Raw genomic sequence first — 22038 nt, forward strand, 5'->3', positions numbered from 1 at the left:
GCAAACAACGTTTCACTAATAACGTAAAGAAGTGCCATGTATAATACGACTGAAAGTAGTAGATTAATAAGAAGAATAATTAGTAGAATAGATGCAAAGATATATTTTAAGCGCTTACAATCATTTAATCACCTATTCTTGGGATTTTCAACCAATATTTTCTTCTTATCAACAAAAAAATGTCCGTTCTTTTGAAAAAAGTTTCTTTTAGTACTTGCCTATCACAAAAGGATTAGAATATAATGTAAGCGAATTCATTTTTACATAAGTCATCAGATGACCTTATCATCGTAGTTTTGATTGTTTCGTAGTTCACTAATTTGAAAATGAGGTGTTAGTTATGACATGGACACAGCAGTTCACTCCTGTAGGAAACAGCGTCATTTGGTCTTCATTAATCGCTTTGATTCCTATTCTTTACTTCTTTTGGGCTCTGGCTATTAAACGAATGAAAGGTTATATGGCTGGAGTTACAACTTTACTGGTCGCACTTGCCGTTGCAATACTTGCTTATAAAATGCCGGCTAGCATGGCTTTTATGTCAGCCAGTCAAGGAGCCGTATACGGTATACTGCCGATTGGATGGATTATCATTACGTCTGTTTTTCTTTACAAACTAACCGTAAAAACCGGTCAGTTTGATATTATTCGTACCTCTGTCTTATCTATTACAGAAGATCGCAGACTTCAAGCTTTGTTAGTTGCTTTTTCGTTTGGGGCTTTTCTTGAAGGTGCTGCTGGTTTTGGTGCACCTGTTGCTATTTCAGCAGCTCTGCTGGTAGGTTTAGGATTTAATCCGCTGTATGCCGCTGGCTTATGTTTATTAGCAAACACAGCACCCGTTGCTTTTGGTGCAATCGGTATTCCTATCACGGCTATGGAAGGTCCTACTGGAGTAGCGGCAATGGAAATCTCTAAAATGGTAGGCCGCCAGCTTCCTTTTATTTCTGTATTTATTCCGCTATATTTGGTTTTTGTAATGGCAGGATTTAAGAAAACATTAGAAGTACTCCCTGCTATTTTAGTATCCGGCATCTCTTTTGCCCTTACCCAGTTTGTCAGCTCTAACTTTTTAGGACCTGAACTTCCCGATATTTTATCGGCACTCGTTTCACTTTTTGCGCTCGCTATTTTCTTAAAATTCTGGAAACCGAAAACAACGTTTCGCTTTCAATCTGAAAAAGCAGCACATGAAGTAGCTTCCGCTTCAGCTGAGCCAAGAGATACTCAAGATCAACCCGCATTCACGGGGGCTCAAATTGCAAAGGCATGGTCACCTTTTTTAATTTTAACGATATTTATTTCTATATGGGGAATTCCTCAAATTAAAACCGCTTTGACAGGACATTATGAAGGAGCTAACGCTTTTTTGAGCGCTATCAATTCCATCGGACATTATTTAACGTTTATGCCAGAAGTACCTTGGTTAAATAATTTAATTTTAAATGGAAATGGAGAACCGATTGCGGCAGTGTATAAGTTAGAATTACTAGGCGCTGCCGGCACAGCTATCCTGTTGTCTGCTGTTGTCACAAAATTTATCGTCAACATCTCTTGGAAAGACTGGTTTATTACGTTTAACGAGACGTGCAAAGAATTAGCGTTGCCGCTGCTTACCATTATGTCCGTTGTGGCATTTGCTTACGTGACAAATGCGTCTGGAATGAGTACAACCTTAGGACTACTGCTAGCTAAAACAGGCGCGTTATTTCCGTTTTTTTCTCCTGTACTCGGCTGGCTTGGTGTTTTTATTACAGGATCAGATACATCAGCCAACTTATTGTTCGGCAACTTGCAAAAAATCACGGCTACGTCTATTGGAATGGAACCGCTTCTTGCGCTTGCAGCAAACTCTTCTGGTGGAGTAACCGGTAAAATGATTTCCCCGCAATCCATTGCCGTTGCCTGTGCTGCGGTTGGGTTGGCTGGAAAAGAGTCCGATTTGCTTCGTTTTACGGTGAAGCACAGCTTATTTTTACTGCTGATTGTCTGCGTATTAACATTTTTACAATCTAATGTATTATCGTGGATGATTCCTTAATCAAAAAAAGCTTCCGTATCTAGAGGTACCCCTCTAAACGGAAGCTTTTTTTCTTTTATTTAAGATCGATTAATAGCATATACAACAAATAGAACTATATCTAGCAAAATCATTACAACACCGAAAAGCAGCCAGATGTTTCCTTGAGTCTTTTTCTCTCCTTCTTGCATTTCAAATGCTCGAATAGCAAATACAATTCCAAGTGTAAACACAAGAAAAAACAGCTGGCGATAATCAAAAAACGACAGTACGACAAAAATTAAAGTGAAAAACACCATAATCATTTCTAAAATCCGATAAGGCTGCTTTTGACACGCTAATAACAGTTTCATTTCTTGACCTACTTTCATCCCGTTTTTAATAGCGTTATTTTACTACTAATTTTAAATGAGATGTTAGTGTTTCGAGCACTGTTCACTGTTTTGTAACAAAAAAGCGTACGTTAGTTAAACGCACGCTTCTTTTTTATTCATTTACATTTGGATTCATCGGATTATCAATCCCTGTTTTATCTTGAATTTTTTTATAAATAAAATACGTGTAGATGGCAATTAAAATGGAGAATGCCCACGTAACAGCCTGACGGAATACAATCATGTTCCCGTACCCTTCTACTCCGTACTTTTGAATCAATACGTATTTTACAATTGCTAAAAATACATAGCGGCCTGCAAACAGTACTGTAAGCCAGTTCATCATTTTGAATAAATCAGGCTGGTGGAAGAGCTTAAGAGAATCTTCTCGCTTATAGCCCATTAAGTAAGCCGTATCTACAAAAAAGTACAAACCAATTGGCTTTTTTATCACAATGGTAAAAAGGACAACTACAGCCAGTCCAATCATAAAGTATACTTGATTGTTTAACATCGTCGCTGCGTTTCCTGAAATTAAATCAATAATGGTACGTGCCAGCAGCGTAATGACAATAAACAATCCTGTTACGTTAAACTGGCGATCTTTAATAAATGTATAAATGGTATACACAAACGCTGGTGCTGTTGAAAGCAAAATGGCATAGTAATCACCAATAATGTCTTTTCCTTGGTTCCATATTAGGTAAGGAATAGCGATATAAAAAAGTAAATCAAACCATACTCGTTTTGTATTGTTCATATATAACTCCTTTAAAAACGTTGTTCCTGCTATTATATGGGATACTACGCAAGAAAAAAAGGCTTTTACCTGGAATGTTATGAAATTTTAATCATTTGATGTTTAGATCCAGAGCGACAGGGAAAACGATTTCTAGAAAGACTTCAAGAATTATAAACATCCAAACACTTGAGCAGCAACACATGTGCCACAAGTGAAAAATGCTGAAAGGATTGATTCATTATCGCACTTCACCTAACGTACACGTCAGAAATGGAAAAGGCCATGCAGCTTTCTCACGGCGTGGGGTATGCTGAATATAGCCGTAAACTAGACAAACGTCTACAGGTGGAAAAAGAACGAGAAAAAGATTATCAGGCTAGCAAAGATATACTGCGTGATATTAACCAGCATCGATAATAAAAAGCCGCTTGCTACTCTTGGTAGCAAGCGGCTTTTTATTTACAAATGAACCAAATTTATACATAATAAGGAAGTGCGTGTATCAAAGAAAGGAACTTGCTTATTATGATGGAAAAATTACTTATTATTTGTGTGTTTGTAGGAATTATTCACATGATTGAAACACTAGCCTACTCTGTGAGACTTGCGGGCTTGAAAACTCGGAAGCTAGTCGTGGCCCTATCTCTTTTTAATATTATTGTCATTGTTTCAAGAACAGCTAACATGGTGCAAGCTCCGCTGACCGGCAAATTAGGAGATGCGGTCCAGTCTAAAGAAGATTTACCCGTTCTACTTCATCAGCTTCAAACTATCTTGCTCGCGGCTTCTATTGGGACAATCGCAGGAGCTCTTTTAATTCCTAGCTTTGTATCAATCTTCTCCCGAATGATTTCACACTTAGAAGTAGCGGGATCTGTACCAAAAATGATGAAAAACATTGCTTCCATACATACGCTGGAAAAAGCAAAAAAACACGTGAAGCGTCCTAGGTGGATTATGCTGTCTCAGCTGCGAATAGGAGGAGTGCCCAAGCGGTTGCTTCTTTTGAATTTAATGGCTACGACCATTTATACAGTAGGTGTTCTTTCCACTCTTTATGCTTCTACGCTCGAGCCTACTCTTTCTAAATCAATTCTGATGTCTTCTGGTCTTATTAACGGACTAGCGATGATTACCCTTGCTGTATTTGTAGATCCGCAAGTAGCCATTTTAACTGAAAAGGTAATGAAAGGTGAATCCACTAAGCAATCTATGAACAAAATGGTTGGTACACTCGTCATCTCTCGTTTGTGCGGGACAGTATGTGCCCAGATTCTCTTAGTCCCCGCTGCTCTTTATATTGCATGGATTTGCAAATTAATCCCTTAGAAAAAAGACTTCGTTAAAGAAGTCTTTTTATACATATTCCACTTTTTTGTATCTATGAACAGCAGCGATTAAAAGAAAAAAACTGCTCATTAACGTAACAACTACGGTATAGGTGACACTTTGTGACCAGTGCAATTGTTCAAGCAGACGAGCGGCGTATTGTGACAGCGCTGCAGGACTCCACTTTAATTGATTCGTAAACAAAGTACTCAAAAATGAAAGTAACGCAATAATCAAAATGCTTACTCCAGCAATCCCTCCGCTTTGTAAAAGAAATGTTCCTGCTGCCACTAAAACGGACAAGATAAAAATCAGCCACAGGCTGTATAAAAGAAAGCTAACTAGCATATGAGTCCAATCCACATGTGAAAATAAAAGATTTGTATAATACCACGCTGCTACATAGCTTATAAACATTGAGCCAATAACCAGTACGATTTGCGCGGCCCATTTACTCATAATGTATTGAATGACGCTCACCGGTCTCATCATAACAAGTACAGCAGCATGATTTTGTCGTTCATTTGAAATCATATTCATGCTTGCTAGTACAATCAGTAAGGTTCCTATTGTGCTATATTGTGAAAGGACACCTTGCATTACTTCTTGACCGGTGGGCGTAGGAAGTTGAATAATTGCTCCTTTCGGTAAATTCCCTGCCATGTCAATGATTTGTGGCATATAATAATTCGTTAAAGGCTGTGTGATGCCTAGTAAAATTAGAGAGATTGGCAGCCAAATTCCTTTGCCGTTCGCAAATAATTCATGCAGTTCCTTCTTAAATAAGACTCCAAATGTGTTCATTTGTTCATCACCTCTAGATACACATCTTCGAGAGAATGCTTTTTTCGTTCAAATAAAACAAGGTTTGCTTGTTGATCAACAAGCAGTTGAAGCAGTTGCTGCTGCTGAGATGTATCTTTTACACCTACAGTGGCTTTATAAGGAGAATGAAACAGCACCTGTTCACTTGGCAGACTGCTAAGAGATGGAGGGAGCCTTTCTTCTGTTTCAATCGTAAAAGCAGGAGACGTAAACTCTTGGCGCAGCGAACTCTTTGTTCCATTCCATTTCATACGTCCGTTTTTAATCATGATAATGTTATCGCATATTTGTTCTGCATCATGCAAAATGTGAGTTGAAAAAAGGATGGTCGTATCTTTTTTTAATGTTTCGATAATCATTAGGACATCTTTTCTGCCTTCAGGATCCAAAGCCGAAACCGGTTCATCTAGAATTAGCAGTTCAGGTTTATGTAACAAGGCTTGCGCCAAGCCCAAACGTTGTTTCATTCCTCCAGAAAAGCCAGCAATTTTCTGCTTTTCCTTTCCTTTTAAACCTACAGTTTCAAGTACTTCATCTATTCGTTGAGAAAGCACATTTTTTGAAATGTTAGATAAAAGACCTAAAAAAGTTAAATACTGCTGAGGCGTCATCCAATTAAAAAACGTAGGATGCTGTGGCAGAAAGCCAATAAATGATCGTACGTCTTGATGTTGTTTATCTTCAAAAGAAATTTTTCCTTTATTAGGTGCAGTAAGACCTGCGATCATATGCAGAGTAGTCGTCTTACCTGCACCATTAGGGCCTAACAATGCTGCACATTTTCCTTTATCGAGATTAAATGAAAGGTTATTCACAACGGTTATATTACGATACGTTTTTGTCAGTCTTTCTACTTGCATAAACATCTTCGTTCCACCTCACTGTTTTTTACGTCCTAAAACAAAATATAAAACGGGGCCAACTGTACTTACACATAAAATGATGAGTCCCCATAACCATTTTGGTCCGTTTGTCTCTTCTTGCTTTATGCAGCTTATCAATGCTGGAATCATTAAAAGCAATTGTAATAATAGAATTGGAGCAATTAACAACCAGTTAATGTCCTTCATTTACATCCCCCTTTTTCTTCGTGCTGGAAGCCAAATAATAAAAAACCAATAAAACAGCGTTGGCATTGGAATTTGAATCAGTCCCCATATTCCCCAAAACCATGGATGAGCGCCACGTTTTTTTGCATTGATAAAAAGTAGAAAGCTTTGAAGAAGGAGAAATGGTGAAATAAATAGCACAAGAATCCATTTTTCATTCATTATAAAAACATCTCCTTTTTTCGTTTATAGTGAAAAACGATAAAGGAAATAGGAGCAACAATGATCCCAATTACTTCAATGGCGATAAATAAGGTAGGTATTTGTAAAATAGCAGTTGCCATTACCGTTAAAATAACAATTGCTGTTAATGTAAATAAGCATAACTCTTTCCGGAAAGCTTTTTTCTGCTTTTGTTTTTGAATGAGAAGTTGTTCTTGAATTACATGAAGAGAAATACGTTCATGACTTGCTAAACTCTCTAGCTGCTCCCAATCTTTTTTTAAAGAATGTAAGGACTGATTGTCATTTTCTTCTCTCATTCTTTCCACTCCTTTCTCAGTATGTTTACTCCTTTATTTACTCTTGATTTAACCGTTCCTGCTCGCATATTCAGCATATGGGCAATCTCATCATACGTATATCCATAATAATGTCGAAGCAAGACAGGAATTCGAAAGCGCGAATCGAGTTCATTAAAATCGGAAAACATCTCGCTCCATTCCACTCCTTTGTATTTAGCTTTCCACTGAAGCTGGTGCGATAAAGACTGCTTTATTCGCTGAAGGCTGCTTTTTTCACGTTTTTGCTTACGCAAATAATCCATGTACAGTCTTGAAGCAATGGATATCATCCAAGTCGAAAACTTTGCTTCATTTTTGTATGAAGAAAGATTCACGTAACATTTCATCATTGCTTCCTGACACAATTCACTGCATAAGTCCTCATCTAATGTCAGCTTTAAAAGGTATTTATATAAAAATGAATGATAGCGCTGAAATAATAATGAAAAGGCATCATCATCACCTTGTAATGCTTTTTGGACAAGGATGAAATCATCTTGTTCCAAAGCGGTCATCCCTCCTTTTCGTTTCATCACCTATATGACGCTTTAGCGATTGAAATCGTTCATTTTTTATATAAAAAATTTTTTATACATAAAAAAACGCCCCGCAGGACGTTTTTATTTAGTACGAAGCATTTTTAATCCTTCTTCATCTTCTTCTAATGAATAGACTTCGTCGTTTTTAGCGAATAAAACACCGTGGAAGATTTGAAGATCATCATCACAGGCCTCACAAAATTCTTTTTCGCCTTCGTTCCAAAAGCTAAAGAGCGCTAGTTCATCGCTTCGCACGCTTGCGTATTTTTGATGAAATTCATAAATCATCATCGCATAGTAGCGAAGCGCTTCTTCTTTTTTTTCAAATTCAATGGTTTCAATAATATCTTTTTCCCAGCCTTCTAAAAACAGCCAAGGTTCACAATCACTTTTTATTTTATGAACTCTCCATTTATCTGTCATGATTGAACATCTCCTTACTTACAGCTTACTTCTAAAAATTCTCTTTTCCTTATTATTCAGCAAAAATAACTTTGAATCAAGTAAAACGGAAAAAAACGCCTATTTTCAGGAAATAGACGCTAACAAGATAGCTTAATCTGAACTTCTTTTTTATATTAATAATAGCCCCTTAAACTATAAGGAACTAAATTACCCGTATAGTACTGGGTAACGGGAGGAAAAACGCCCGCTGAAGGCGTAATTTTCCCCCACCAATATGGTTTTTTCCCTCACCAGTTGTCCATAGCTCCATCAGGTGACACGACAAATCCAATTGGACGTGCAAATGAAGGCATAAAATACGGATAAAACGAATACTGAAAAGGCGTGTAGAAAGAAGAGTAAAACATCTCTTTTCTTAGCCGTTTCCGAAGCCGTTTTGGTCAGAACCATCCGGATCGAGCGTATTTGTATTAGAAAGTCCTGAATTTGTATTTACACAAATTCCTGTATTTGAAGATCCTGAACCTTGTGCAGTTTTACTGTTACTTTTTGGAGAAACATAGTACGTGTCGCCAAACGTAACGACTCCTCCTGTAACGTTTGGAATCACTACATGATTAATAACAATTGGCATTATCCTCACCCTTTTTATTTTCATCGTGATGTAATATATGAATGTTTTATCAAAAGGGTTATAAATTAATGGATATAACTAAAAAATCCCCCTACAGAATGGGGGATTTTTACGCGTTTACCTCTTTTTTAGAATGACTTAATTCATCTCTTAAAATATCATAATCTCGTTCTGCTACTTCTTCAACTTTTGTATACAATTCATTCTCTGTTAGGAGTCCTTTTTCTTCAAGTAATTCGACAAGAGCCTTAAATTTTATTCTAGATAAAAGCATTTCGTTTACCGTGCTCTCTGTTGGCTGTTCATTTTTCACTTGTTCTTTTGCTTTAACAGGTTCTTCCTGCAGCTTCACTCTAAAAACAATATTTGTATGATCTGTAATTTCAGGTGACTGATAAAATGTGCTATGCGAAATGTTTTTGAGTGTTAGCGTTTCTTTTGTCTCCATATTTGTTACTTCAAAGTACGGGTCCTCAAAAAATGCATCATATTTATCATAAGCTGCTTTGCCTACAACCGAAAAAGAAAAGTTTAGCCTTTTCAACTCTTCACCTGTATTCGCATCAGTAATCATTTTTTCTTCAAACATATCAACGTGAAAATTTACGTTATTAATCATTAGTTGTGTCAATTCAATCGCCTCCTTCTTTATTAATACGACATGGGGTGACAAGTTCCCTGTTTTTTTATATAAAAAACATCTCCCAACAATGGGGATGTTTTTCAAGGAGCTAGAAAAATGCTCTTTTTTAGCTCTACAATTCTTCTTCTGCTTTGTCATATTTGCGATCGTGCGCCGTATCTTCTTCGTTATCACGAATGGTTTTTTGGAGCACAAAAGCAGACATCGTTAAGTATAATGTTCCAACGGCATAATAACCTTTTACCGGTAATGATGCATCTAAGGTATAAATTCCTATAAACATAGCTAATAGTGCTGTAATAAAAGCTGTCCATGCTAAAAATGTAAAAGCTGCTGTATTACGCTTTTTCATCGTATGACCTCCTCTTTTCCTTTTTCTGTTAAGCGTCGCTTTCATTTTACATTGTAAAATAATTGTGGTCATGGGTATTTATAGTCAGTTACCCTTTTAATCAGAACAAGAAACGGAAGGGTTTAGGTCTTACATCCTATTTTTATCATAAAGCTTTTTTTCGAAATGATTGGATATATAGAATTTCTATCTAAAAGTATGTTCATTCGTTTTCATTAAGAAAAGCTCCAGTTAATTATTGCAATAAAAAAATCATCGCCGAGACGATGATTTTTTGTTTAGCCTTCAAAGTATTCTTTATAAAAGCCGCCGACTTGGCCAGTGTTATCAACAACAAAATAAAACTCTTCTGTTTCGTTTTTCACATCATATGTTTTTCCTGCTGTTAATACATTTTCAACCACGAATTTTTTCGCATCTGTATGTATGCATTTTACTTGTTTAATTGTTGGACGATCGTTCCATTCTAAATGAATCATGTATGTACACTCCTTTGTTTTCATTCAAGATTCATTTTATCTTACTTGAAGTAAAAAAGAAACGGAGCGAATTTAAAAATTAAAAAATTCGCTCATGCACTTTTTTTTTGGCAACTGTTGCTTGTACAAACTGCGCCGTTTGTGCAACAATTGTGTCTTTATCAAAATCCATCGACGCAACATGGTAAGAGTTTCGAAGCATATGCTGTCTTTTTTCTGCTGATTGAATATGTTTTAAGATATAAGCTGAATTCTCAGGTGGTACTACGTTATCAACGGTTGATGTCAGTACTAAAGCCGGGCATGTTACATAAGATAAGCGTTCTTTCGTTTCATCCATTAAAGAAAGCAGCTCACGCATGGAGCGCACTGGTACTTTGTCGTACGTAATTTCATGTACGTTTGAATCTTTAATATCAGGATGATCTTCTTTTAAATAACGAGGCGTATGACGAGAGCGATAAGGCTCCATTGATGGAATGGATGTCATAGCCGGATTGATTGCAATAACTCCGTCAAGGTCTAATCCTTGGCTTGCTGTATGAAAGGTGAGAGTGCCCCCCATGGACTGACCCAAGATAAATACATGACGGCATTCTTGCTTCAAACGCTGATACCCATTTAAAAAGTCTTGCTTCCATTCCTCGTACGTTGTTTGTTCAATATCATAGTAGTGAGTACCATGTCCCGTTAGTCGCAAACCGTACACAGTAAAACCTTTTTTAGCTAATTCTTTTCCGATATATTCCATACTTTGAGGAGTCCCCATAAATCCATGAGAAACAAGTATACCAATGTCGCTGCCTTTATAATAAAAAGATTCTGCGCCTTGAATTACGTCATAACGTTCCATTTTCTTCACCCTTTACCACAAATTTTCTGACTACGTGAACTATCTTTATAATACACCTATAATTCCTATAAGTCAACTGGGTTATTTATTTTTTTATGATTCAAAAAGAACGAAGCAAGAATTATCTCTTGCTTCGTTCTTTTTGAATATGTGGAAATACTAGCTCAGCAAACGTATATGCTTCTTCTAGATGCGGGTAGCCTGATAAAATAAACGTATCAATTCCTAGCTCTTTGTACTCTTTTAAACGCTCCGCTACAATTTCAGGACTTCCAACAAGAGCGTTTCCAGCTCCTTCTCGTGCTAAGCCAATTCCAGCCCATAGATTCGGAGCAATCTCTAGTGCACCTCGATCTTTTGTGCCGCTGTGCAAACTTGACTGTGTTTTTTGGGCAGTAGAGTCAAATGACGCAAACTTATCTTGAAACGCTTTGATCGTATCATCATTAACATGTTTAATTAATTTATCCGCAGATTCCCACGCTTCGTCTTCCGATTCTCTAACAATAACGTGCAGGCGAATACCAAAGCGAATGTCCCTACCTTCGTTTGAAGCTTTTTCTTTCATCTCATCAATTTTTGCTTTAATCACTGCGGGCGGCTCTCCCCATAACAAATATACATCTGCATGCTTTGCTCCTACTTCTTTTCCTGCTGGAGAAGATCCGCCAAAGTACAGCGGAGGATACGGTTTTTGAACAGGAGGAGATGGAATGTACGCGCCTGTTACATCAACATGTTCTCCTTTATAATCTACTTTTTTTCCTTCCATTACATCTCGCCAAATCGTTAAAAATTCATCTGTTAACTCGTAGCGTTTATCGTGGGTTAAATAGTTACCGTACGTTGCTTGCTCCACGGGATCTCCTCCCGTCACAATATTTAACATAAGTCGGCCGTTTGACATTTGATCGAATGTCGAAGCCATCCGTGCTGAAAGTGTTGGAGACATTACACCCGGGCGAAGTGCAATTAAAAACTTCAGTCGATTCGTAACGGAAGCAAGTGCCGATGCAATCACCCATGAATCTTCACAATTTGAACCAGTAGGCAACAAAGCACCGTCATATCCTAGATAATCCAGCCCATGTGCGATTTGCTTTAAGTAGTGAATGTCACTTGTTCTGCTTCCTTCGGTTGTGCCTAGATAATGTCCGTCGCCTGCTGTAGGGAAAAACCATAAGATGTTCATTTTTATTTCCTCCTAAATATTCTCGTATTCTATATAAAGCGTTTTCATATTATTTGTTCAATTCTTGTCCGCTAATTACAGAGATGCATTTTTATATTAGCGTATGTAATACTACTCTTTTTATTTATTAAATTAGTAAAATCATAATACCTCTTTAACCTATATGTCAAGTATGAATTAAGATAAAAAAAACAAGAATTAAAAGTAATTCTTGTTTGCTTTATTTCCTCATACGTGAAGCCATCGCATTAGCAAGGGTTGATTTTGTTGATATATTTTCAAACGATAAACCTAAATGAGAAGCGGTAATCGCGATTTCAGGACGTACCCCAGAGATAGTTGATTCTACGCCTATTAATTTTAATGCATCAATCAGCTGGAAAATCTGATGAGCAACCATCGTATCAACAATAACCACTCCTGAAATATCAATATAAAGGTGATTCACTTGCTGTTCAGCGCAGCGAGTTAACGTATTTTCTAAAATTCGGCGCGCTCTTGCTGTGTCGATATCCCCAACAAGCGGAAGAATCGCAATATGATCGCTTAATGGAATAACTGGCGAGCTCAGCTCATTAATCAGCTCTTTGTGTGCTTCAAGCAACCGCTTTGAATGCTGATGGTGCTCTTCTACAAATTTATAAACGGTGATATCAAACACGCGTACAATCAATTCGTTCCATTCGTCTAGTTCTTCTTGCGTAATATCTTTCTCGTACTCTTCTACAAATTGATTTAAATACGTTAAATACTGTTTTCTAACTCGGAAAAATTCTCGAATAATATAATGAATAGGCGTTCTTACATGCTCTCCGTCTTCCGCAATCTTTAAAATCCACGTTTCAAATGAATCAAAAAATTCTTTTTCACTTTTTATAAATACATCGGCTATGTATAAATGAAATTCATTATTTTGATCTTTTAATACTGAAATGACTTCCGGATGAGTAGATGCATAAACCGATTCTGGGTCATTGTCTTCAATGCTTTCATACCATTCTTCCGTCAGTTGATCTGCATGTTTTAAAAAAAACATTCGAAGTGCTTCATTTTTATCCAAAACGATTCCCCTTTCCATACGAGCTACTACTATCATTATAATTCAACTTTTTCACCCTTACTAGTTTTATAAAAAGAGAAGAAAGAAAATTATTTTTTAAAATACGTGTAGTTTATGATTTTATGCTACATTGAAAATAGCTATAAAAACACAAAGGAGTTTTCAAATGATACGAACGTTAGCTCTTACGAACGATCACAAACTTGTGAAAAATATACAATTAGATCAGATTCACGATCCCTCTATTCAGTACTATTGGATTGACTTTAACTGTCCTTCTGAAGAAGAAGCGCTGCTGCTTCAATCATCCTTTCACTTTCATCCGTTAGCGATTGAAGATTGCTTTCATTTTCTGCAGCGTCCAAAACTCGATTATTATGAAGGATACAGTTTTTTTGTCCTTCATTCGTTAAATCGTCAAACGTTAGAAGCTGAAGAAGTTGACCTTTTTATCGGCGAAAATTATATGGTTACTTTTCATTTTCACCAGTCAGCTGCAATTGATAAAGTATGGGAAAAACTGCTTCATACGCCTTCGATTCATGAAAAAGGGATAAGCTATCTTGCGTATTCTGTGATGGATAAAGTGGTAGATGAATATTTTCCCACTGTATATCAAATTGAAGATGAGCTGAATGATATAGAAAACATAGATGCAAAAAAATCCATTTCTGTTTTAATGGAAGATGTATTCAAACTTCGAAGTGATTTGCTAAAAATCAGAAGAACCATTTTGCCTATGCGCGATTTATTGTACCGTGTTATAAATTCTGAACGCCTAGATGTTCATCCTGAACAAAAAAGGTATTTTAAAGATGTCTATGACCACTTATTAAAATTAGCCGATATGATTGAATCAAATCGGGAAATGACGTCTGATATGCGCGATAATTATCTTTCCCTTAATTCAAACCGGATGAATTCAATCATGATGACACTGACCGTTATTTCATCTATCTTTATTCCCCTTACCTTTATCGTTGGCGTATACGGAATGAATTTTGAAAATATGCCTGAGCTAAAGTGGCACTATGGCTATTTCTTTGTGCTTGGCTTCATGGGACTGATAACGCTGGGGTTAATTCTATGGTTCAAGCGAAAAGGCTGGTTTAATGCTGATAAAGAGTAGAACGATTGAGACATAACGAAATCAATCCAATCTAAAGACGAACAAATTGGATAAGTGAGCTAGTGCTGTCAATTTCCGCGCAAGACTTCGCTTTCCGCAGGAGTCTTCGCCTTGCCCTCCAATTAACAGCTATTACATACAATAAATCTACGTTCACCATCAGAATGAAAAAATCCGAACGAGTTGAATTCTTCATTAAGAATCTCGATTGATTGTTCGGATCTTCCTTCAACGAAAATACGTTTGTCCCAGCTTCTTTTCTATGGGAAGATAACTAGTTATTTCCCGAAAATATCCATAAAATAACGTGCTTACGTTTCCTTTTTCTAAAAAGTTTCATAAGATAGTGAAAATAATGCTCAGAAAGGAGGCTGAAGTAGTGGATATTAAAGGCAAACACTTGCTAATGGATGCGTTCGAATGCGATGAAGTGATATTAAATGACCCCTCACTTTTAAGGAGAATTCTTATTGAAGCTGCACTAGATGCAGAGATGGAAGTTTTGCACTGTTATTTTCACCAGTTTACGCCCCAAGGCATAACAGGCATTCTCGTATTAGCTACCTCTCACTTGTCTATTCATACGTGGCCGGAGGAAAACTACGCTTCATTAGATTTTTATACGTGCGGAGACAAAGAAATAATTGAAATTGGTTATGCATTGCTGAAGCAATTAGCTTCAAAAAAAGCTGTTGTGTATTCGATTTCTCGCGGAATTCAACACGCCGAAACTCCAACAAAAAATCGTCAGCATGCTGAAAGTACTCGTCTTCTCAATCATGGAGATGACTCAGATCACGTTAGTCTACAGCAGATCTTATCAGGCCAGCATGACATTTTGTTTCATCAAAAAAACCGTATTCAAGATATTCAGCTGATTAAAGCATCTGATATTCGAATGTATTTGGATGAACAGCTGCAATTTAGTTCATTGGATGAACATGCGTACCATGAAGCTCTTGTACACCCTATCTTTGCAGCTTCCTTAAGTCCTCGCCGCATTCTTATTCTAGGCGGTGGAGATGGTTTAGCTTTACGAGAAGTCCTTAAATATAAAGAAGTTAAAGAAATAGACCTTGTGGAAATAGATGCTGACGTTGTAAATGCTGCGATGAATGTAGAAGAATTAAAGAAGTTAAATCAACGCTCATTTGAAGATTCTCGTGTCACCGTTCATATTCAAGATGCTGTTGACTACCTCTCTTTGAATTCAGCGTGTTATGATATCATCATTATTGACTTTCCTGATCCTACTAACAAAAAAATAAGTGCTCTTTATACAAAAGAATTTTACGCACTTCTCCAACGTTCACTATCGCGCAGCGGCTTGGTCGTATGTCAGTCAAATTCTCCTAGAGACACACCTATCGTTTTTTGGAGCATTAATAAGACGATGAAAGCTTCTCAGTTTTATACGTTGAGCTACCACACCATTATTCCCTCTTTTGGAGATTGGGGGTTTCACATCGGCTCGAAAACACCTTTGGCTGCCCCTATACTCTCTACTGATGTTTCATCTACTACGCTGCCATCAGACTTTACTAAGTTAATGCGTTTTTCTCCCCATTCTCTTTCTAAAAAACAGTTTGCAGTTGTGAACTCTGCTGAGCACTTGGTTCTGCATAAAATATTTAAAAAAGAAGGCTTATATTTGTAAAAAAGAAATCTTGGCTTATACATTCCTTTTCTTTTGACATACTAAAACAGTCTCGTCACCACTGTGCAACAGAAAGGATTGTTATGAGAAAAATTTCGGTTTTTGTTATCTTATTGCTAACTGTTATTTTCCCTTCCCCCGCTTTTAGCCAAGTGAAAGTGCCTGTCCTGATTTACCATTCTATTGATGCCTACACAGGCCACGGGGAAAAAGAACTGTATGTGACGCCTGAAAATTTTGAGAAACAACTTCTTTATCTTAAAAAGCAAGGATATACGCCGCTAACATTTGAAAAATGGCAGGAACTAAAGCATGTGAAAAAACCTATATTTATTACATTTGACGATGGATATAAAAATAATCTTACTATCTTGCCTATTTTTCAAAGAGCAGCCAGCCCTCAATTTCATCCAGCGGCTACAATTTTTGTGATTTCAGATTTTATCGGCCGTCCTAACCGTTTGTCGCCAGCGGATTTAAAAAAATTTGTTGATTCAGGATTTTTTTCCATTCAGTCTCATACCGCTACTCATCCGGATTTAACTAAGACGAAAAATTTATCCTATGAGCTAGCTGATTCAAAACGAAAAATTGAAGCCATCACGAGCCAGCCCGTTATTGCTCTTGCTTACCCTTATGGAAAGGTCAATAGCCGTGTAGTGGAAGAAACAAAAAAGAATTATACATTTGGTCTTTCAACGATTCCAAAATTTTTCACTGAGAGCGGACAAAAGAATGAAAACTATCTTATTCCCCGTCTGTACGTCACGTATTCTACAACGATTGAAGATTTTGCTAAGCTATTAAAAGAAAGATAGAAGAGATTGAGACATAACGAAATCAATTGAATCTAAAGGCGAATAAATTGGATAAAGAAGCTAGTATAGATCAATGGTTACACCACTGTTGATTTCCGTGCAAGACTTCGCTTTCCGTGGGCGGCCCGTGAGACTCCTCGTCGCGGGGTCTCACCTAGTCCGCTTTTCCCGCAGGAGTCTTCGCCTTGCCCTCCAATCACCAGCTAGAAGCAGCTACATACAGGAAACCTACGTTCACCAACAAAATGAAAAAATCCGAACGAGTTGGATTCTCCATCAAGAATCTCGATTTATCGTTCGGATCTTCCTTCAACTAAACTACTTTTGTCCCAGCCTCTTTTAGAATTTTGTTATTTCTAGTCCTCGCTCTTGCTGCCATTCAGCATAAAAAACTTCGCTGTATTTTTTAATTTTCTTGATTGCAAGCTGTTTTTTTAACCATCTTTCATCTACGTTTGCTTCTTTCAAATTACCAGGCACTACTTTTCCATCCATGATTAAAGCAATAGGTAAATTGGTTTGAGAATAAGGGATGTTTAAATCATTTTTCGTCGGAGGGCCGAATTCATGTTTAGGAGCGACGCTCACCTCTCCATTTGTTTCTAAAATGACGTATTCTGCTTCATACAGTGAAAAATACCCTTGCTGTCTCATTAGATGCTGAAGCTGATTCAAGTCCAAGTTGTTTTTCTTAAGCTCTTTGTAAAGGATTTTCCCTTTATAAATAATCATTGAAGGCTTTCCTTCAAGAATCCCTCTAAATCCTGTAAAGGTTTGAGATAGCTTTGTCACTGCGTAGATCAGAAGCCCCCAAATCAAAACGCTATAAAGAATTTCAGTTAACTCTACTCCTTTTTCAAGAGCTGCATCCCCCACAATATTTCCCAGGACAAGCGTGGTAATAAAGTCAAACGGAGTGATTTGAGCAAACTGCGTCTTACCTAAAAGCTTCAGCATAATAAATAGCGCTAAAAATCCACATATCAGTTCAATCGCAATATCTTTATACATCGATACCCTTCCTCTATAGCAAGCATGTTATAGTATCAGTTTGTATCATATGTGAGAGTGATAAACCTGACTTTTCATTTTTCTTTTCTTCGTTCTCCAGTTATAGAACTTTTGATTAAGCTTTTTTCTTACTTGCATAGGTTTCTAACGTTGCATATTGATTAAAAATGGATGCGGCTGCTTTTTTCCCTACATATCTAAGGTGCCATGGTTCGTATTTATAGCCGGTAACCTGCTCTTCACCTTCAGGGTATCGAATAATGAATCCGTATTGATACGCATTTTTTGAAAGCCAATGAGCCTCTGATGTATCAGCGAAGCAGTCTGCTGCAGCACACATTCCACTTCCTCCCGTGACATCGATTGCTAGTCCCGTTTCGTGTTCACTTGTTCCAGGGTAGGCGCTATAGGTGCGTGCTTGTTCTTCGCCGTCTCGCTTTGCGTAAAATGCAAAAAGCTCTTTTTGCCGCTCGTGAGATCGATAACCAGATACACCAAGTAAACTGATTCCCTCTTTTTCAGCATCTGGGAAAAGTTCTTCAAGCGCTTGTGCCGCAGGCTTTCTAAGCATTCGTTTTTCTATTTTTTCGTTGAACATAAACGGAACGTCGGCATAGACTAAATCGGAAGGCTGATAGGATTCAGGAAGCTGACGATTTTTATTAACTAAAGCCGTAACCGATTCTGGATTGGCTATTACCACTGTTTCGTCTACATTAGGTTTCGTTAAAGATGAAGAAGCTGATGAGCTTTCTAGTTTTTGAGCCTGTCCATTTTTTGTGAATTCTCTGGCAGGCTTTGATGAAGAATTGCTTGTTCCGCACCCTGCTATCATCAGCGTAAAAGCTAAAGAACAAATAAATAAAAAGTATCTCATGATGTCTTACTCCTTTCAAACGACTTTTGATGCGCTACAAAAGCCTATAAAGAAAGGATAAAATATAAATGTTTCTGTCTGTTATTCAGTTGTTTCAAACTTGTAAACACTCTTAAAAAAATTTAACGTGTGAAAAAAATAGAAATAGACTGCCTAAGCAGTCTATTTCAAAAAGATAATATAAGTATGAACTTGATTTTGCGTAAAGCTCGATGCAACTAGTTTATTTCCTGATTGACTCCAAGCAAGCTGATCAGTGGCATAGTCTAAATTTACGTTTAAGTGTGTAACATCTCCTGTTAATCCATCTGCTATGAATATCCCTTTATCTCCCTCTTTTTCAGAAATAAAGTTATAAGCTAATTTCGAACCGTCGGGAGACCAGCTTGCACCAAAAATTTGAGTGGACAGAGCAAGCTGAAAGGCCTCTGATCCTTTTAAATCTGTGATAGACAGTGTTCTCGTTTGAGCATCTTTTTGCTGAATGAGCGCTAATTGTTTTCCATTTGGAGACGGAATAATAGAGACAACATCATCTCGAATTTTTTCCGGATCCGTCTTTTCATTATGAAGGAAAAAAAGCTGGTTGTTTACACCAATATAATAAATGCCGCCTATTCCTTTAACTGCATCTAAAATTCGATCGCCTCTGTGCAACAGAGGTTCTGCTTCTCCTTTTACATTTGCTTTAGAAAGCTTTCCTTCCATTGTAATAAACATTACTTCTGAATTATTAAGCCATTCTCCGCTCGATGGATAGAGAAGAGCATTCTTTATTTTAACTGTTTCTTTTGTTTGAACGTTCATTATATAACCAAATGTATCTTCGCCTTTTGCAACTTTATAAAAAAGATACTCACCATTCGGAGAAAGCTTCGCCGCATGTTGAATTTCATCGCTTGGATGCAAAACAAAAGTGGACTTATTTTTTAAATTATAAGTAGCTAAATTCTGCGCATATACCTCTTTGGAACCGAAATCGTGCGAGCGAAATTGTTTATTTTCTTTACTAACGATAATGCTGTGTTCATTCAAAAATTGAAACGCTCTGACTCCTTTGATATCCTGAACGTTTTTCACCTCTATTTTTCCATCTTGATCTACTTGATCCAATACAGTGATTTTCTTGTCGGGTTTTTCAACAGTTTCCCTATGGCTTTGTCCTTGGGCGCACGAGGTTAAAATAAAAAGACCGCTTGCCATATATATCATTAATCTATACCGTTTCAATAACGGTTCACTCCTTTTAACTAACTCATTTCTTTGTTTTTCAAAGGAAACGACACTTTGAAAATTGTCCATGCAGGGTCAGAATGATGCAACTTGATAACGCCTTTTTGTTTTTCAGTTAAATCTTTGGCTAATGCTAAGCCAAGGCCTGTTCCTCCGGATAATCGCGACCGGTCTTTATTTACAGTAAAAAATGGTTGGAATAATTTCTCTTCCGCTTCAGCTGGAATTCCTATTCCAGTGTTGGCTATATCCACAATGATAGAATTCTCTAAAGTGTAAGACGTTACTTCCACTTTTCCGCCTGGTTCATTATATTTAATAGCATTATCAATTAAATTGATAAAAATGTGTATTAAGCTTTCGCGATCAGCCCAAACAACCGATTCGTTTATATTTGTATGAAGGGTTAAATCAAATTTAGCCGCTTTTCCTTTCATGCGGTCGCATATGTCTTCGAGAAGTCCCTTCAATTTAACTGACTCCGGTCGCTGCTCAAAATCATATTTCTCAAGTGCTGAAAGTTTTAAGATTTTATCTACCATTTCATGAAGACGATCCGTTTCTTTACGGATATTTTGCACGCCGTCTTCCATAAGCTGAGGATCATCTCGATACATATCAAGTAAGTCAACATAGGCTTTGATTGATGTTAAAGGCGTTTTAAATTCGTGGCTGATGTTTCCGATAAACTGCTTTTGCTGCTGTTCAAGAGACTGTAGCTTTGAAATAGCGAGTTCAAGCTTTCTTTTTTCTTCCTTCATTTGATCGATATTTTTTTCAATCGACGTACTCATAAAAAACAAGCCTTGACTGAGCTCCCCGAGTTCATCGCCCCGTTTGAACGGCAGGTCGGTTAAATAACGGCCTTTTCGAATCTGCTGTGAAGTTTTTTGAAGGCTAGCAATAATCGAAGCAATACGGTAAAAATAAGCATAGCCAATTAAAAAGGCTGAGGCTGCTGCAATCGTTCCCCAAGCACGAAATAGGTGTCTAATGTCAGCTATAAACTGCTGATTATTTTTTAATGAATGGTCAAAACGAACGGCTCCAATAAATTGATTATCGATTGACACAGGTGCAAAGTAAATAAGAGAAGAACCCGAGTTTTGATAGGCTATTTTTCCTTTCAAAGCATAGCTAAGCGTGTCAGAAACATCCACATCTTTTTGGCCGATGGGAATAGAACTTCCTGCTTCCTGTCCTTTTTGATTATATAGAACTGTTTGCATTCCGCTTTGTGATGCAATAGAAGATGCAAGGCGCTGTCCTTTTTGCTGAAGAAAAGAATTTATGTTCAAAGAGGGGTCACCCGTTAAATAACTTTGACGAATTGTTTGCTCGGCTGCTTTGCTTTTTTGAATAAGTTCACTTTCTAGCTGATCGCGCTGATTTGTTTCAATTCCTTTTAATACGAGTACGCTCAGGACAGTTACTGTTAAAATAATTAAAAAAGCAAGAACGAGTCCCATCTTAGCTTTGAGGCTTATTTTCATTCATTGACCCCTGCTGTCGCTTTATATCCAACGCCATATACTGTTTGTAGCAAATAAGGTTCTGCGTCTCCTACTTTTTTTCGAAGGCGCTGCATGTGAATGTCTACCGTACGTGTACCGCCTGCATAATCCATTCCCCAGACAAGATCTAATAAATCTTCTCTCGTGTACACTCTTTCTAAGTTGACAAGTAATAAAGCAATAAGATCAAATTCTTTTGGTGTAAGCTTGACTAAATCATTGGCAACGTGTAACGTGCGCTGAATTAAGTTTACCTTCACTTTTCCTACAGTGATTTCTCCTGCAGCCTCAGGCGCTGCATTCTTTTCCATTCGCCGAACAAGTGCTTTAGCTCTGGCTACAAGTTCTCTTAAATCAAAAGGCTTGGTCATGTAATCATCTGCGCCTAACTCTAAGCCTAGAACTTTATCAACGATATCATTTTTAACCGTTAACAAGATAATCCCCATTCCTCTTCGATTCTCAAGTTTTCGGCATACTTCATAGCCGGTTAATTTCGGCATCATCACATCTAATATCATCACGTCAGGTTGAAAGCTTTTTACTTTTTCAAGTGCTTCCTCACCGTCAGATGCTGTGTCTACAATATATCCTTCGCGCTTGAAAGCATAGGATACCGCTGTAGCAATACTTTTTTCATCATCAACTACTAAAATCCTTTTATTCAATGTATCACGTACTTTCATTTGATATTTCTATTCGTCTATCTTATCAAACAGCTTTCCCAAAAACATCTCCAA

28 protein-coding genes are annotated in these 22038 nt (G+C 37.3%); 6 read left to right on the plus strand and 22 right to left on the minus strand.

Annotation, left to right across the window (positions count from 1 at the left end):
- The first annotated feature begins 340 nt into the window (after window positions 1-340).
- Window positions 341-2041 carry an L-lactate permease gene (locus tag LIS78_RS15025; protein ID WP_209149990.1) on the plus strand — a complete coding sequence of 567 codons (1701 nt, stop codon included), beginning with the start codon at window positions 341-343 and terminating at the stop codon, window positions 2039-2041.
- Between the two features lie 59 nt (window positions 2042-2100).
- Here the strand turns inward: LIS78_RS15025 and LIS78_RS15030 are convergent, their stop codons facing one another.
- Window positions 2101-2373 (minus strand): hypothetical protein, encoded by a 273-nt coding sequence (locus LIS78_RS15030; protein ID WP_229754581.1) that lies wholly within the window; start codon window positions 2371-2373, stop codon window positions 2101-2103.
- A gap of 133 nt (window positions 2374-2506) precedes the next feature.
- Window positions 2507-3154: a VC0807 family protein gene (locus LIS78_RS15035; RefSeq protein ID WP_195782859.1), complete on the minus strand. Its 648-nt coding sequence runs from the start codon at window positions 3152-3154 to the stop codon at window positions 2507-2509.
- 252 nt (window positions 3155-3406) lie between these two features.
- Between LIS78_RS15035 and LIS78_RS15040 the strand changes: the two genes are divergently transcribed.
- Both LIS78_RS15040 and LIS78_RS15045 read left to right on the plus strand, forming a co-directional pair.
- Entirely contained in the window at window positions 3407-3553 is a 147-nt protein-coding gene (locus tag LIS78_RS15040) for a YuzK family famiily protein (protein WP_014459567.1), read from the plus strand.
- Window positions 3554-3661: 108 nt separating this feature from the next.
- Window positions 3662-4465, plus strand: a complete 804-nt coding sequence (locus tag LIS78_RS15045) for a lipid II flippase Amj family protein (protein WP_153254391.1) — start codon at window positions 3662-3664, stop codon at window positions 4463-4465.
- Window positions 4466-4492: 27 nt separating this feature from the next.
- Here LIS78_RS15045 and LIS78_RS15050 read toward each other — a convergent pair whose 3' ends face one another.
- The 14 genes from LIS78_RS15050 to LIS78_RS15115 all read right to left on the minus strand — a co-directional run bounded on the left by LIS78_RS15050 (window position 4493) and on the right by LIS78_RS15115 (window position 13095).
- The gene (locus LIS78_RS15050) at window positions 4493-5269 is read right to left on the minus strand and encodes an ABC transporter permease (protein WP_195782858.1); all 777 of its coding nucleotides are present in this window, start codon (window positions 5267-5269) and stop codon (window positions 4493-4495) included.
- Window positions 5266-6156, minus strand: a complete 891-nt coding sequence (locus LIS78_RS15055) for an ABC transporter ATP-binding protein (protein ID WP_195782857.1) — start codon at window positions 6154-6156, stop codon at window positions 5266-5268. Before LIS78_RS15055 ends, LIS78_RS15050 begins: the two co-directional genes overlap by 4 nt.
- A 12-nt stretch (window positions 6157-6168) precedes the next feature.
- The gene (locus LIS78_RS15060) at window positions 6169-6360 is read right to left on the minus strand and encodes a PLD nuclease N-terminal domain-containing protein (protein ID WP_057235575.1); all 192 of its coding nucleotides are present in this window, start codon (window positions 6358-6360) and stop codon (window positions 6169-6171) included.
- Window positions 6361-6561, minus strand: a complete 201-nt coding sequence (locus tag LIS78_RS15065; protein ID WP_013057570.1) for a hypothetical protein — start codon at window positions 6559-6561, stop codon at window positions 6361-6363.
- Window positions 6561-6881: a YxlC family protein gene (locus tag LIS78_RS15070; RefSeq protein ID WP_195782856.1), complete on the minus strand. Its 321-nt coding sequence runs from the start codon at window positions 6879-6881 to the stop codon at window positions 6561-6563. The genes LIS78_RS15065 and LIS78_RS15070 overlap by 1 nt, the downstream gene beginning before the upstream one ends.
- On the minus strand, window positions 6878-7408 hold the full coding sequence (gene sigY, locus LIS78_RS15075) for an RNA polymerase sigma factor SigY (RefSeq protein ID WP_013057572.1): 531 nt from the start codon (window positions 7406-7408) through the stop codon (window positions 6878-6880). The genes LIS78_RS15070 and sigY overlap by 4 nt, the downstream gene beginning before the upstream one ends.
- 114 nt (window positions 7409-7522) lie before the next feature.
- The gene (locus tag LIS78_RS15080; protein WP_013057574.1) at window positions 7523-7864 is read right to left on the minus strand and encodes a DUF1033 family protein; all 342 of its coding nucleotides are present in this window, start codon (window positions 7862-7864) and stop codon (window positions 7523-7525) included.
- A 397-nt stretch (window positions 7865-8261) separates the two neighbouring features.
- Window positions 8262-8480, minus strand: coding sequence for a spore germination protein (locus tag LIS78_RS15085; RefSeq protein WP_013083687.1), 219 nt, complete (start codon window positions 8478-8480; stop codon window positions 8262-8264).
- Window positions 8481-8589: 109 nt separating this feature from the next.
- Window positions 8590-9111, minus strand: a complete 522-nt coding sequence (locus LIS78_RS15090) for a hypothetical protein (protein ID WP_252283926.1) — start codon at window positions 9109-9111, stop codon at window positions 8590-8592.
- A gap of 124 nt (window positions 9112-9235) precedes the next feature.
- Complete coding sequence (locus LIS78_RS15095; protein ID WP_195696678.1) at window positions 9236-9475, minus strand: YiaA/YiaB family inner membrane protein; 240 nt, start codon at window positions 9473-9475, stop codon at window positions 9236-9238.
- Between the two features lie 278 nt (window positions 9476-9753).
- Window positions 9754-9954 carry a DUF6501 family protein gene (locus tag LIS78_RS15100; RefSeq protein WP_013057578.1) on the minus strand — a complete coding sequence of 67 codons (201 nt, stop codon included), beginning with the start codon at window positions 9952-9954 and terminating at the stop codon, window positions 9754-9756.
- A 79-nt stretch (window positions 9955-10033) separates the two neighbouring features.
- Window positions 10034-10807, minus strand: a complete 774-nt coding sequence (locus LIS78_RS15105) for an alpha/beta hydrolase (RefSeq protein WP_252283927.1) — start codon at window positions 10805-10807, stop codon at window positions 10034-10036.
- 121 nt (window positions 10808-10928) lie between these two features.
- On the minus strand, window positions 10929-11999 hold the full coding sequence (ssuD, locus tag LIS78_RS15110; protein ID WP_252283928.1) for an FMNH2-dependent alkanesulfonate monooxygenase: 1071 nt from the start codon (window positions 11997-11999) through the stop codon (window positions 10929-10931).
- A 220-nt stretch (window positions 12000-12219) separates the two neighbouring features.
- Window positions 12220-13095: an STAS domain-containing protein gene (locus tag LIS78_RS15115; RefSeq protein ID WP_425334712.1), complete on the minus strand. Its 876-nt coding sequence runs from the start codon at window positions 13093-13095 to the stop codon at window positions 12220-12222.
- A gap of 130 nt (window positions 13096-13225) precedes the next feature.
- Between LIS78_RS15115 and corA the strand changes: the two genes are divergently transcribed.
- The 3 genes from corA to LIS78_RS15130 all read left to right on the plus strand — a co-directional run bounded on the left by corA (window position 13226) and on the right by LIS78_RS15130 (window position 16663).
- Complete coding sequence (corA, locus tag LIS78_RS15120; RefSeq protein WP_209149996.1) at window positions 13226-14188, plus strand: magnesium/cobalt transporter CorA; 963 nt, start codon at window positions 13226-13228, stop codon at window positions 14186-14188.
- Between the two features lie 379 nt (window positions 14189-14567).
- Window positions 14568-15845: a polyamine aminopropyltransferase gene (locus LIS78_RS15125; protein ID WP_252283929.1), complete on the plus strand. Its 1278-nt coding sequence runs from the start codon at window positions 14568-14570 to the stop codon at window positions 15843-15845.
- Between the two features lie 83 nt (window positions 15846-15928).
- The gene (locus tag LIS78_RS15130) at window positions 15929-16663 is read left to right on the plus strand and encodes a polysaccharide deacetylase family protein (protein WP_195782850.1); all 735 of its coding nucleotides are present in this window, start codon (window positions 15929-15931) and stop codon (window positions 16661-16663) included.
- Window positions 16664-16740: 77 nt separating this feature from the next.
- On the opposite strand, the gene LIS78_RS31415 is transcribed toward LIS78_RS15130, so the two are convergent.
- The 6 genes from LIS78_RS31415 to LIS78_RS15155 form a co-directional block, all read right to left on the minus strand.
- A complete protein-coding gene (locus tag LIS78_RS31415; RefSeq protein WP_268241097.1) occupies window positions 16741-16863 on the minus strand; it encodes a hypothetical protein in 123 nt (40 codons plus the stop codon).
- A gap of 139 nt (window positions 16864-17002) precedes the next feature.
- Window positions 17003-17674, minus strand: coding sequence for a DUF421 domain-containing protein (locus LIS78_RS15135; RefSeq protein WP_195782849.1), 672 nt, complete (start codon window positions 17672-17674; stop codon window positions 17003-17005).
- Between the two features lie 115 nt (window positions 17675-17789).
- Window positions 17790-18551, minus strand: a complete 762-nt coding sequence (locus LIS78_RS15140; RefSeq protein WP_252283931.1) for a M15 family metallopeptidase — start codon at window positions 18549-18551, stop codon at window positions 17790-17792.
- A gap of 162 nt (window positions 18552-18713) precedes the next feature.
- Window positions 18714-19781, minus strand: coding sequence for a TolB family protein (locus LIS78_RS15145; protein WP_252283932.1), 1068 nt, complete (start codon window positions 19779-19781; stop codon window positions 18714-18716).
- 20 nt (window positions 19782-19801) lie between these two features.
- The gene (locus LIS78_RS15150) at window positions 19802-21277 is read right to left on the minus strand and encodes a sensor histidine kinase (RefSeq protein WP_252283933.1); all 1476 of its coding nucleotides are present in this window, start codon (window positions 21275-21277) and stop codon (window positions 19802-19804) included.
- Window positions 21274-21966: a response regulator transcription factor gene (locus LIS78_RS15155; RefSeq protein ID WP_252285348.1), complete on the minus strand. Its 693-nt coding sequence runs from the start codon at window positions 21964-21966 to the stop codon at window positions 21274-21276. The genes LIS78_RS15150 and LIS78_RS15155 overlap by 4 nt, the downstream gene beginning before the upstream one ends.
- Between the last annotated feature and the right edge of the window lie 72 nt (window positions 21967-22038).

The sequence above is a fragment of the Priestia megaterium genome (assembly GCF_023824195.1).
Classification (GTDB): domain Bacteria; phylum Bacillota; class Bacilli; order Bacillales; family Bacillaceae_H; genus Priestia; species Priestia megaterium_D.